Annotated in this window: 9 protein-coding genes and 1 other RNA gene; 4 read left to right on the top strand and 6 right to left on the bottom strand. The window is 65.1% G+C overall.

The window, feature by feature from the left end; genetic code table 11:
• Window positions 1-9: 9 nt before the first annotated feature.
• From V6M50_RS09150 to V6M50_RS09165, 4 genes are all read right to left on the bottom strand, one after another.
• Window positions 10-2658 (bottom strand): TonB-dependent receptor domain-containing protein, encoded by a 2649-nt coding sequence (locus V6M50_RS09150; protein WP_332818249.1) that lies wholly within the window; start codon window positions 2656-2658, stop codon window positions 10-12.
• A gap of 209 nt (window positions 2659-2867) precedes the next feature.
• Complete coding sequence (locus V6M50_RS09155; protein ID WP_332818250.1) at window positions 2868-3629, bottom strand: DeoR/GlpR family DNA-binding transcription regulator; 762 nt, start codon at window positions 3627-3629, stop codon at window positions 2868-2870.
• An 84-nt stretch (window positions 3630-3713) separates the two neighbouring features.
• Window positions 3714-5009: an L-rhamnose catabolism isomerase gene (rhaI, locus tag V6M50_RS09160; protein WP_332818251.1), complete on the bottom strand. Its 1296-nt coding sequence runs from the start codon at window positions 5007-5009 to the stop codon at window positions 3714-3716.
• A 22-nt stretch (window positions 5010-5031) separates the two neighbouring features.
• Complete coding sequence (locus V6M50_RS09165; RefSeq protein WP_332818252.1) at window positions 5032-7146, bottom strand: bifunctional rhamnulose-1-phosphate aldolase/short-chain dehydrogenase; 2115 nt, start codon at window positions 7144-7146, stop codon at window positions 5032-5034.
• Between the two features lie 157 nt (window positions 7147-7303).
• Between V6M50_RS09165 and V6M50_RS09170 the strand changes: the two genes are divergently transcribed.
• From V6M50_RS09170 to rhaT, 3 genes are read left to right on the top strand one after another with little or no spacing between them, the layout of a single operon-like run.
• On the top strand, window positions 7304-8680 hold the full coding sequence (locus V6M50_RS09170; protein ID WP_332818253.1) for an FGGY-family carbohydrate kinase: 1377 nt from the start codon (window positions 7304-7306) through the stop codon (window positions 8678-8680).
• Window positions 8677-9819 (top strand): FMN-dependent L-lactate dehydrogenase LldD, encoded by a 1143-nt coding sequence (gene lldD / locus V6M50_RS09175; RefSeq protein WP_332818254.1) that lies wholly within the window; start codon window positions 8677-8679, stop codon window positions 9817-9819. The genes V6M50_RS09170 and lldD overlap by 4 nt, the downstream gene beginning before the upstream one ends.
• Window positions 9820-9841: 22 nt before the next feature.
• On the top strand, window positions 9842-10903 hold the full coding sequence (gene rhaT / locus V6M50_RS09180; RefSeq protein ID WP_332818255.1) for an L-rhamnose/proton symporter RhaT: 1062 nt from the start codon (window positions 9842-9844) through the stop codon (window positions 10901-10903).
• Window position 10904: 1 nt separating this feature from the next.
• On the opposite strand, the gene V6M50_RS09185 is transcribed toward rhaT, so the two are convergent.
• Window positions 10905-11540 carry a cation transporter gene (locus tag V6M50_RS09185; protein ID WP_332818256.1) on the bottom strand — a complete coding sequence of 212 codons (636 nt, stop codon included), beginning with the start codon at window positions 11538-11540 and terminating at the stop codon, window positions 10905-10907.
• A gap of 68 nt (window positions 11541-11608) precedes the next feature.
• On the opposite strand from V6M50_RS09185, the gene V6M50_RS09190 reads away from it, so the two are divergent.
• A complete protein-coding gene (locus V6M50_RS09190) occupies window positions 11609-12019 on the top strand; it encodes a MerR family transcriptional regulator (protein ID WP_332818257.1) in 411 nt (136 codons plus the stop codon).
• A gap of 105 nt (window positions 12020-12124) precedes the next feature.
• Here V6M50_RS09190 and ssrA read toward each other — a convergent pair.
• Window positions 12125-12326: a transfer-messenger RNA gene (gene ssrA / locus V6M50_RS09195) on the bottom strand; the annotation flags it as partial.

Here is a 12326-nt window from a genome sequence, read left to right on the forward strand (position 1 = left end):
CCTACTCCCTTAGAATTTGGTACGGATACCGAACGACACGAGCCGGCCGAGCGTGCTGCCATTGGTATAGCCAGATGCACTGTTCAGGAACGGCGGGTCCTCGTCAAAGACATTGTCGACGTTCAGCGTCAGCAGCGTGTTCGCGAGCATGTCGCCGAGATCGTAGCTGAAGAAGAGGTCGACGGTGTCGAAGGCCGATATGCGCGTCTGCGGCGGCAAGCCAATGATCGGGTAGCCGCTGCGGTGGTTGAGCGACGCGCGCGCGGTGAAATCGCCGACCGTCGCGCCGAGCCCGGCGGTGAAGAGGAAACGGCCGGTCCCGTTCTTGAGGTCGTCGTTGACCGGACCGCCCTGCACCACCTGCGTCTCGCGATTGAGGAGATAGCTGCCCGTGAAATTCGCGTTGATCGACCCGAAGCCCGTCGGGCGATTATAGGCGAGGTTGAAATCGATCCCGTCGACATTCACCGCACCCAGATTGGCGCGCTGCGCAAGGAACAGCACATAGGGCGAGCTGAACGCGAACAAAGTCGCGAGGTTGGGTACGCCATCGACGCGCAGATTGCCCGCCGCCGCTTGCGCCTGCGCCAGCGTCGGATTGAGGATGTAGAAGCCCGAATAGGCCGGCGTCGTGAAAAGCAGCGGCGACGTGAACGGCGGCACCTGGATCGCGTCCTTGAACTTGACGTTGAAATAGGTCGCGCTGGCGACAAACCCTTCGAGCGCCGCCGGCTTGAGGTCGAAGCCGAGCGACCAGGTATCGGCGGTCTCGGGCTTCAGATTGGCATTGCCGCCGGCGATCGCGATCGTCGGGCGGAGTGCGTCGAACGGCGAGCTGCCAGGCGCGCGGAACGGGCTGAACGGCAGCACCTGCACGCGCGCATCGACCGAATTGCCGAGGTCGGCAAGACTCGGCGCGTGGAAGGACGTGCCGTAATTGCCGCGGATCGTCAGCGCCTCGAACGGCCGCCAGGTCACCCCAACCTTCGGATTGGTCGTGCTGCCGACGTCGCTGTAATCGTCGTAACGGACCGAACCCGACAGCTCGAGGCTGTAGAAACCCGGCGTACGATTGTCGGCGCCGAAGATCGGGATCAGCAATTCGCCGAACAGCGATTTCACATTGCGCGCCGTATAGGCCTTCGAGCCGACGATGGCATTTTCGGGGCCACTGCCAGTGAAGGAGCGGATATTCTCGTAATGATATTCCGCCCCAACCGCGAGGCGGACGTCGCCGCCCGTCATCGCGAACAGCGGGCCATCGAGCACAACGCGCCCTTCGGCCAATTCCTGCGTTGCTTCGCCATGGTTGACGAAATCGTCGATCGCGGCGAGCACCGCCGGCGAGGTCGCCGACAGATTATAGGGATTGAGCGCGGTCGCTGTGCTCGTCCCGGCAAGCGCAACCGTCGCCGCGGTCGAATTGAACGACCGCTCGGTCGATTCATTCTCGCTGCGCCCGAAATTGGCGAGCGTGCGCAGTTGCCAGCCACCACCGAGTTCGAAATCGAAGCTGGGGGTGATGCCATAGGAGGTGAAGCTCGACGGGCTATCGTTGCTCGGCCCGAAGACATCGCCGAACGAGAAGGCAACGGTGTGCGCGAGTTCGGCACCGATCGGGCGGAAGAAAGGATTGGCGGCGGTGATCGTCCCGCTGGCGCTGCTCTGCGCGCTGCGATGCAACGTGTCGCGCTTCGACCAATAGGCCGACAGCTTGAACGACACCGAATCGCTGAGGTCCTGCGTCAGGCCGGCGAAGACGCTGTGGCGTTCCTCGCGCGGATAGATGGCAGCATAGTCGGTCTGGTCGCAGCGGTTGATCGTATTGGGCACGCGGCCGGGCATCGCATAGGTGACGCCGCCGGCAGTGATGTTCGCGAGCGGGCATGCGGTGCTGCGGAAATCGCCGCCGCCGCGGTCGGTCTGGTTCGCAGTCGCATAATCGCGGTCGAGGCCGATCAGGTCGTCGTGCCACGCATAGGCATAGGAGATGAAGACCGAGCCCGATCCCCAATCCTTGCCCGCGATGATGCTGGCGTCGATCGTCTGGTAATCCTTGGCGAAGCCGTAGCGCGCGTTGACGCCGATGCCGTCGTAGCGATCGCGCGTGATGAAATTGATCACGCCGCCGATCGCGTCCGAGCCGTAGATCGACGAACCGCCGTCGGGGATGACATCGACGCGCTTGATCACGTCGGGCGGGATCACCGAGGGGTCGAAGCTCGTCTGCAATATGCCCGCGCCGACCATGCGGTGGCCGTTCAAAAGAACGAGCGTCGTCGAGCCGCCGCTGTTGCCGAGGTTGCGGATATTGGGCCGCACGATCGGATTGCCGAAATTGCCGAGCCCCGCGGGCACCGTGCCGAAATTGCCGATTTGCGGGATCGAGGCGAGCAGGTCGTTGGCCGACGCCGCGCCCGAGGCGAGCACATCGGCTTCGCTGACGCCCACGACATTCGTGCCGACGGGCGCAACGCCGCGCAGCAATGTGCCGGTGACGACGATGTCCGCGTCGGCCGGTGCGTCGGAATCGGCGTCCTGTGCATAGGCACCGGTGGCGCCCATCAACGCGCCTGCGCATGCCAGCGCCGAAATGCCTCGCCGCCACACGCCCTGCCGCGCGGCATAATCCTGACCTGTCGTCGTCATCGCCTTCATTGCATCCTCCCTGCACTCGCCGTGCGAGTTGTCCCTTTTTGACGGAGGTGCCTGTCCGGCAATCTTGTTCCTCCGATGCCACGCTTCGATGAGCGTTTTTGCATCACTGGTCATTATTTGTCTTTAGCAATCACGTCAACGATCAAATTCAATCATTCAAGCCCGAATAGCACGGCAGGCTGCGGTTTTGTCCGGAGGCTTTGGGAAATTCAGGCGATGACGACGCGAATGCCGGCGGCTTCCATCATCGCGACATGCCGCGGCTCGATCGCGGAGTCGGTCACGACGATGTCGATCTCGTCGAGCGAACAGACGACATTGCCCGAGGGGGCCGAGAATTTGGAGCTGTCGACGAGCACGATGATCTCGTCGGCGCGCTCGATCAGCCGGCGTTCGGCGGCGACGAGGATCACGTCGGCCTGCATCAGCCCGGCGGGACCCATCGACGCCGCGCCCATGAACAGTTTGGGCGCATGAAAGCGCGGCATGCCGTCGTCGCCCGCCGCCGACAGCACGATATTCTGTTCGCGGAACACCTGCCCCGACGGCACCAGGATGCGCGTCGTCGGCTGCGGCAATAACGCACTGACGATATGGAGCGAGTTGGTCAGCACCTGCAGCGCGAGGCCGTCGAGGTGCGGGCACATCTGCAGCGTCGTCGAGCCGCCGTCGATCATCACGCCCTCGCCCGCGACGCAGAACCCTGCGGCGGCGCGGCCGATCGCTTCCTTGGCGCCGCGATTGCGGCCGATATTCTCGTGGAAAGGAATGCCCGACAATCCATCTTCGGACGTCGAAGCGGTGCTGCCCGCCTGCCCGGCGCGTTTCGCCCCGCCGCGAACGCGGGTAATGACACCCGCCTCTTCCAGCCGGTCGAGGTCGCGGCGGATTGTTGCGGGCGACGCGGCGACGCGGCTCTCGAGGTCGCGGAACGAGACGAAACCGCTCTCGCCCAGGCTGTCGAGGATCATTTTTTCGCGTTCGGCTGCGTGCATGGGGGTCCCTGTCTAGATGCGTCTATGTGACGGGAGCTGCGCCGAGTTGCAATCGAATGATTAGACGATCCCCGCCGTCGTCCCCGCCGCCCGGCGTTCCTGCGCCTTGCTGCCGCGCCAGCCGCTCGCACGATAGGCCGCGATCGTATCGATCGCCCCGCCCGCTTCGGCGCGCGCGGCGGCGAGGATCGGCGTCACATCGGTGCGGTACGCCGCGCGGAGCGCCTGGAACGCCATCATCGTGTCGTTCGCCTCTTGGGCCGCGAGCAGCGCCTCGCGGTCGACGAGCAGTGCCTTGGCATAGGCGCCGACGATCGCTTCGGCCGACGAGAGCATGGATTCGATCGGGTCGGTCACATTGTGCGACTGGTCGATCATATAGGCAGGGCGGAAATCGCCGCGCGGGTTCATCTCGGCCTCGACCAGTTCGTTGAAGACGAGGAAGAGCTGGTGCGGGTTGATCGATCCGCTATCGAGGTCGTCATCGCCATATTTGCTGTCGTTGAAGTGGAATCCACCCAGTTTTCCAAAGCGATGCAGCCGCGCGACAATCTGTTCGATATTCACATTCGGCGCGTGATGTCCGAGGTCGACGAGGCATTTCGCCTTCTCGCCGAGTTCCTGCGCGACGAGGATCGAGCTGCCCCAGTCCGAAATCACGGTCGAATAGAAAGCGGGTTCGAACATCTTGTGCTCGATCAGCATCCGCCAGTTGCCGGGCAGCGCGGCGTAAACCTCTGACGCGGCATCGAGATAGCGATCGAGGCTGCGGCCCAGATCCTGCTGCCCCGGGAAATTCGTGCCGTCGCCGACCCACACCGTCAGGTCGGTAACGCCAAGTTGCTTGCCTATCTCGATACATTCGATGTTATGCGCGACCGCCTGTTCGCGCACGTCGGCGCGCGTCGAGGAGAGCGAGCCGGTCGCGTAGCTTACTGCCTGGCCGGGTTGGTCCTGAAAAGTGTTGCTGTTCACCGCGTCGAAGCCGAGCCCGAGCGCCGCGGCTTCTTCGCGCAAACCGCGATAGTCGCTGACCTTGTCCCACGGGAAATGCGGGCTGACGCGCGGGGTCGCGCGGCCGAGCTGCTGGATCACCGCGCAATCCTCGAGCTTTTCGTGGATGTTGGTTGGCTCGCCGGGAATCGGGAATTTGGCGAAACGCGTCCCGCCGCGCCCAGCACCCCAGCTCGGCACCGCGACCGAAAAGCCCGCAACCTTCGCCTTCACCGCGCCGATGTCGATGCCGCGCCGGCCAAGCTGGCGGCCAAGGCTGCCGTAATCGTCATCGAGCGCGTCGGCGAGACCGGCGTTCAGTCGCTCGATATCGTCCTGTGCGAGCGGCAGGTCGCCAGCCATAACTCTCTCCTGGTTCCGTATCTTATCGGGTGAACGCCTGCGCGTTGCCCGCGTCGACGTTGATCATGTTGCCGGTCGACTTTGCCGACATATCGCAGCTGAGGAAATAGACGGCTTCGGCGACATCCTCGGGCAGCACGTCGCGCTTGAGCATCGAGCGGTTGCGATAATGTTCCTCGAGCTCGCTGCCCGAATCGATGCCGTGCGCGCCGGCGCGTTCGCGGCGCCAGTCGCCGTCCCAGATGCGCGATCCCTTGATCACCGCGTCGGGATTGACCGTGTTGACGCGGATGCCGAACGGCGCGCCTTCGAGCGCAAGGCAGCGCGCGAGGTGCAGCGCGGCCGCCTTCGCCGACGCATAGGCCGACGCGTTGGTCGCTGCGGCGATGCCGTTCTTCGACCCGATGAAGACGATCGAGCCGCCGTCCTGCGCCTTCATCAGCGGGAAGGCCGCGCGCGCAGTGAGGAAATAGCCCTGCGCGAGCACGTCATAATTGCGCTGCCACAGGTCGAGCGTTGTCTCCTCGATCGGCGCCGACGACGCGATGCCGGCGTTGGCGACAAGGATGTCGAGCCCGCCAAATTCGCGCGCGCAGGCGGCAAAGGCCGCGGCGACCTGCGCCTCGTCGGTGACGTCGCAGACCGCCGAGCGGATGCGGTCGCGGCCGAAGCGGCCTTCGAGTTCGTGCGCCGCTTTCGTCAGCGCATCGGCGTCACGGTCGACGAGCATCACGCACGCATCGTCCGCCGCGAGACGCTCGGCGGTCGCGGCACCGATGCCGCCCGCGCCGCCGGTGACGAGCGCGATGCGGCCCGCGAGCGGCTTGGGCTTGGGCATCCGCTGGAGCTTCGCTTCCTCGAGCAGCCAATATTCGATGTCGAACGCTTCCTGTTCGTTGAGCCCGACATAGGCGCCGATCGCCTCGGCACCGCGCATCACGTTGATCGCATTGGCGTAGAATTCGCCCGCGAGCCGCGCGGTCGTCTTGTCGCCGGCAAAGGTCATGCGGCCGATGCCGGGGACGAGCACAACCACCGGATTGGGATCGCGCATCGCGGGCGAATTGGGCCGTGCGCAGCGCTGGTAATAAGCGGCATAATCGACGCGGTACGCCTCGATCCGTTCGGCGAGATACGCGCCGTCGTCGATCCGCGCGGGGTCGAGCACGAGCGGCGCGATCTTCGTGCGCAGGAAATGGTCGGGGCACGAGGTGCCGATCGCGGCGAGCTTCGCAAAATCGCGGCTGCCAACGAATTCGAGCGTTTCGGCATCGTCGGAAAAATGACCCACCCGGCTGCCGCCCATCAGGCCGCGCAGCAGCGGCATCAATTTCGCGGCGGCCGACGTGCGTTCGGCGGCAGGTCGCGGCGGCGCGGCCTCGCCACCGAACGCCGGGCCCCCGGCCAGTTTCGCGTTCAGATAGTCTGCGGCGTCGGTGATCAGCGCGATCGTGTTGTCATAGCAGCCCTTGGCGCTGTCGCCCCAGCAGATGATGCCATGCCCCGCGAGCATCACGCCGCGGAGCCCCGGGTGGGCGGCGACATAATCGCGCAGTTTCAGCCCGAGATCGAAACCGGGGCGTTGCCATGGTAGCCAGCCGACCGCGCCGCCCCAAATGGCTTGGGTTGCGGCCTCACCCTCGCTCGACGCCGCGAGCGCGATGATCGCATCGGGATGGACATGGTCCACATGCGCGAAGGGCAGATAGGAGTGGAGCGGGGTATCGATCGACGCCGCGCGCGGGTTGAGCGCAAAGGTGCAGTGCGGCAAATAGCCGACCATCTCATCCTCATGCGCAAGACCGCGATAGAGCTTCTCCAGCCCGAGCAGCTTATCCTGATACAGCGTCGAAAAACCGTCGAGCTTCATCGAACCGATGTCGCCGCCCGATCCCTTGACCCACAGGACCGGGACGGTTTCGCCGGTCAGCGGATCGCGCGCATCGAGCTTGGCCGAGGTGTTGCCGCCGCCGAAATTGGTGACGGTAAGGTCAGATCCGAGGCGGTTCGAGCGATAGAGGAGCAGATCTTCGGGCGACTTGCCGTGCGCCTCTTCGTCCGACCAGCGATTCGCCGGAACGGCAAAAAGCAGCGCGGCGGCGTTGGATTGGGGCGTGACGTCCAGAAGTTCGGGCATGAAGGAAACTCGTTGTTTCGACTATGAGAGGATGTGTATCGAAATCGCTGGTGTCCTGCAATCAGTTTCGATAAAGTTCGATCAAATTCGGTCGCAACGAAGCAAAGGGAGAAGGATGAAGGGTCGCGCAACCATAGTCCTCGATGTTGGGAAAACCTTGGCAAAACTGAGCCTGTGGTCGCCCGACGGCGCGATGATCGAACGCCGCGTGCGCGCCAACGCGCGCACCGAAACGGGCACCTATATCGCGCTCGACGCCGCGGGGATCGAAGCATGGATGGCCGAAACCTTGCGCGACTTTGCCAAACTCGCCGATGTCGGCGCGATCATACCCGTGGGACATGGCGCCGCGGCGGCTATCATCCGCGACGACCGCCTCGCCTGCCCGCCGCTCGATTATGAGAACGCGATGCCCGCGGATCTGCGCACGCGCTATGAAGCCGAGCGCGACGCCTTTTCCAATACCGGTTCGCCGCGCCTTCCCGATGGCCTCAATCTCGGCGCGCAGATCTTCCGGCTCGAGGCGCTCGATCCCGATCTCGCGCGCGGCACGCAAATCCTGCCCTGGGCGCAATATTGGAGCTGGCTGCTCTGCGGCGTCGCGGCGTCGGAGGTGACGAGCCTCGGCTGCCACACCGACCTGTGGAATCCGCTGACGGGCGTGCCCTCTAAACTCGCCGAACGGCGCGGTTGGGCCGGACGGCTCGCGCCGCTCCACGGGGCAGGAGAAGTGCTGGGCACGCTAACGCCAGCGTGGATCGCACGCACCGGCCTGCCCGCCGACACCGAAGTCCATTGCGGCCTCCACGATTCGAACGCGGCGCTTCTTGCCGCGCGCGGCTTCGCCGAGATCGCCGACAGTGAATCGACCGTGCTGTCGACGGGCACCTGGTTCGTCGCAATGCGTTCGCCCAAGGATGCCGCATCGATGGACGCGAGCCGCCTCCACGAAGCACGCGATTGCCTCATCAACGTCGACGCGTTCGGCAAGCCGATCCCGTCGGCGCGCTTCATGGGCGGACGCGAGATCGAGACGCTGATCGGGCTCGACACGCGGCGGATCGACATCGCCCCCGACCAGCCGGCGCTGCTCGCGGCGCTGCCCGATGTGCTGGCAAGCGGGGCGATGGTGCTGCCCAGCTTCGCGCCGGGCTTCGGCCCCTTCCCGCATGGGCGCGGCCGGTGGATCGCAGAACCCGACGATCCGGTCGCGCGCCGCGCCGCTGTGTCGCTCTACGCCGCGCTCGTCGCCGACGCGTCGCTGAGCCTGATCGGCACGCGGGAGCGGCTGTTGATCGAGGGGCGCTTTGCTGAGGGACAGGTCTTCGTCCGCGCGCTCGCAGCGCTGCGTCCGGACCTCCGCGTTTATACCGGCAAGGCGCACAACGACGTCTCTTATGGCGCGCTCCGCCTGCTCGACGCCAAACTGCCTCCTGCCGAGCCACTCGAACTTGTGCAGCCGCTGGGCGTCGACCTCGCGCCCTATCGCGACCAATGGCGGCAGGAAATCGAGCGGATGGAGGAAGCCGCGTGAAGCCTGCCTCGATCGGCGATTACCGCGAAGCCGCGCGGCGTCGTCTGCCCCATTTTCTCTTCGAATATTTCGACGGCGGCTCTTATGCCGAGCGCACTTTGCGCGCGAATATCGAGGATTTGCAGGATATTTCGCTGCGCCAGCGGGTGTTGAGCGATGTTTCGGCGATCGATCTTTCGACCACGCTGTTCGGCCAACACCTCGCGATGCCGGTCGCGCTCGGCCCGATCGGGCTCGCCGGAATGGCGGCGCGGCGCGGCGAGGTGCAGGCCGCGCGAGCCGCCGCGGCGAAGGGTGTTCCGTTCACCCTCTCGACCGTATCGGCCTGCTCGCTCGCCGAAGTCGCGCGCGGCTGCCCGACGCCCTTCTGGTTCCAGCTTTATATGGTGCGCGACCGCGGTTTCATGCGGTCGTTGCTCGATGAGGCGAGTGCAGCCCGCTGCCCCATGCTCGTCTTCACCGTCGACATGCCCTTGCCCGGCGCGCGTTATCGCGACGTCCGCTCGGGGCTTTCGGGCGCGACGAACTTGCGCGGGCAGGCCCGGCGCGTGGGGCAAGCGATGGCTCGCCCCGGCTGGGCATGGGATGTCGGCATCCACGGACGGCCGCACCAGCTCGGCAATGTCGCACCTTTGCTCGGCCCCAAATCGGGGCTCGAGGATTTCCTCGGCTGGATGAAGGAGAATTTCGACCCGAGCGTGACCTGGGCCGACCTCGATTTCGTGCGCGCGCACTGGAAGGGGCCGATCGTCGTCAAGGGCATATTGGACGCCGAGGACGCGCGCCGCGCCGCCGAAGCGGGGGTCGACGGGATCATCGTGTCGAACCATGGCGGGCGCCAGCTCGACGGCGTGCCCTCGGTGGCGCGCGCGCTGCCACGCATCGCCGATGCGGTCGGCGACCGGCTCACCGTGCTCGCCGACGGCGGCGTGCGATCGGGGCTCGACGTCGTGCGGATGCTCGCACTCGGTGCGCAGGGCGTACTGCTCGGCCGTGCATGGGCCTTCGCGCTTGCTGCGGACGGCGAACGCGGGGTCCGGCATGTGCTTGACCTGATCGAAGCGGAGATGCGCGTCGCGATGGCGCTGACCGGCGTGACCGCGCTGAAGCAAATCGGCCCGGAGACACTGGCCGCCTGAAACGGACGAGGGGAGAAAAAGGATGGATGCGAACCCGCTGCTTGGCGTGTTCTTTCACTGGCTAGGCGGGCTGTCGTCAGCGAGCTTCTATGTGCCGTACAAGCGCATCCGCGCCTGGTCGTGGGAGATTTTCTGGATCACCGGCGGCATCTTTTCGTGGCTCATCGCGCCGTGGCTCTTCGCCTCGATCCAGACGCATGACCTGATCGGCGTGCTCAGCCGGACGCCGGGCGACATCTGGTTCTGGTGCTGGTTCTGGGGCGCGATGTGGGGGCTTGGCGGTCTGACCTTCGGGCTTACCATGCGCTACCTCGGCCTCTCGCTTGGCATGGCGGTCGCGCTTGGGCTGACAACGGTGATCGGGACGATGGGGCCGCCGATCTTTCGCGGGACATTGGGCGAGCTGTTCGCGACAACCAGCGGGCAGACGGTGTTTCTCGGCATCGCGATCACGCTGATCGGGATCGTCATCGTGGCGCAGGCGGGGCGCCGCAAGGAACGCGAGATGGCGGGCGAGATCGCGACCGCCGACACCTCCGAATTCAACCTGCGCAAGGGGCTCGCGATCGCGGTCTTTTCGGGCATCATGTCGGGATGTTTCGCCTGGGGTCTCGACGCCGGCCAGCCAATCCGCGAGGCGGCCCTGGCGGCCGGCACCGACCCGCTGTGGCAGGGATTGCCTGTGCTCTGCGTCGTGCTGCTTGGCGGGCTCACCACCAACCTCATCTGGTGCAGCATCTTGATCGCGCGCAATCGCAGCGTCCGCCAGCTCGCCGGCGAGGCCGCGCCCGGCGCGACCGAAAAGCCGCCGCTCGCGCTCAACTATGGCCTTGCCGCGCTTGGCGGGACGCTCTGGTATTTCCAGTTCTTCTTCTACACGATGGGCGAAAGCCAGATGGGGCGCTTCGGCTTTTCGAGCTGGACGCTGCATATGGCGAGCATCATCCTCTTTTCGACATTGTGGGGTTTTGCGCTCAAGGAATGGGCGCCCGCGGGCAAGCGCACGCGGGCGCTCGTGTGGTCCGGGATTGCGGTGCTGATGCTGTCGACGGTCGTGATCGGCCTCGGCAACAGTCAGGCGTAGCTCAGGCAGCTTCGCCGACGGGCGTGGCGGCGAGTTCGCCGCGCGCCTGCCGGAAAACCTCGAGGCTACCCCAGATCGCGAGCCCAGCCATGATCGCCGCGACGGCGAGGTCGGGCCAGCTTTGTCCGGTGCCGAACACGCCCAGTGCCGCGCCCATCACGGCGACATTGCCGATCGCGTCGTTGCGCGAGCAAATCCACACCGAGCGCATGTTCGCATCACCAGTGCGATAACGATAGAGCATCAGCGCGACCGCGACATTGGCCGCGAGCGCCAGCGCGCCGACCAGCCCCATCGTCTCGGCATGCGGCGCCGATCCGGTGACGAAGCCCCATATCGCCGAACCGAAGACCCACAGGCCAAAGGCGAGCATCGTTGCCGCCTTGAGCAACGCGGCGCGCGCGCGCCACGCAAGCGCCATGCCTACGACACCAAGGCTGATCGCATAATTGGCGCTGTCGCCGAGGAAATCGAGCGCGTCGGCCTGCAACGCACGCGAGTCCGCCGCGATGCCCGCGACGATCTCGACCCCGAACATCGCGGCGTTGATTAACAGCGCGATCCACAGGACACGCCGCCAGCGCGGGTCGTTGAGCGCGGTCTTGCCGCTTTTGCCGGCACAGCATTGATCGGCCAATGTCAAAGCTCCTGGTTTCTTCGAGTCGGCACCTTATATGCACCCTGTAGCAACTACAGGGTCAAGCGATGAAAATCGGCGAACTGTCGCGGGCAACCGGGACCAACATCGAAACCATCCGTTACTATGAGCGGATCGGGCTGCTTCCCGAGCCGCATCGCACCGCGGCCAATTACCGCAGCTATGGCGATGCGCATCGCGCGCGGCTGGCGTTCGTCCGCCATTCGCGCGAGCTGGGGTTCACGATCGAGGAAATCCGTTCGCTGCTCGACCTGTCCGATCATCCAGAGCGCGAGTGCGACGAGGCCGACCGCATCGCAACGCGGCATCTGGAGCAGGTCGAGGAAAAAATCGCGCAGCTGACGCTATTGCGCGACGAGCTCACACGTATCGTCGGGCGTTGCCGCGGCGGTGTCGCCGCCGATTGCCGGGTGATCGAGGCACTCAGCGACCATAGTCACTGCGAAAGCGCGCACTAACCACCACTTTTCGTCATTCCCGCGAAGGGTGGCGATTTACGAAATGAAGGTTGGTGGTTTGGGAAAGGTGGGACGATTCTGTTGCCCGGCTCGTCCCCAGCCGCTGGTATCCGATTCTGTTGCCCGGTTCGGTCCGAACCGCGCTCTCTTTGAATAACTTTCGGCCGTGAGGCCTAAAGGTTACGCAGCCAGAGCGAGTGCTTCGTTATCGTTAGCACCTATTGGTTTTGAGCCTTGAACGGGTTACTCAGCCCGGGCAAAAATATCGTCTTTGAACACACGTCGATCCTGGTTCGGCCCCGTCAGA

The sequence above is a fragment of the Sphingopyxis sp. genome (assembly GCF_036675685.1).
Taxonomy (GTDB): domain Bacteria; phylum Pseudomonadota; class Alphaproteobacteria; order Sphingomonadales; family Sphingomonadaceae; genus Sphingopyxis.

Excerpts from the sequence above, each read along its gene's own strand:
- V6M50_RS09150 (WP_332818249.1), bottom strand. The coding sequence starts at position 2,658 with ATGAAGGCGATGACGACGACAGGTCAGGATTATGCCGCGCGGCAGGGC.
- V6M50_RS09155 (WP_332818250.1), bottom strand. The coding sequence starts at position 3,629 with ATGATCCTCGACAGCCTGGGCGAGAGCGGTTTCGTCTCGTTCCGCGAC.
- rhaI (WP_332818251.1), bottom strand. The coding sequence starts at position 5,009 with ATGGCTGGCGACCTGCCGCTCGCACAGGACGATATCGAGCGACTGAAC.
- V6M50_RS09165 (WP_332818252.1), bottom strand. The coding sequence starts at position 7,146 with ATGCCCGAACTTCTGGACGTCACGCCCCAATCCAACGCCGCCGCGCTG.
- rhaT (WP_332818255.1), top strand. The coding sequence starts at position 9,842 with ATGGATGCGAACCCGCTGCTTGGCGTGTTCTTTCACTGGCTAGGCGGG.
- V6M50_RS09190 (WP_332818257.1), top strand. The coding sequence starts at position 11,609 with ATGAAAATCGGCGAACTGTCGCGGGCAACCGGGACCAACATCGAAACC.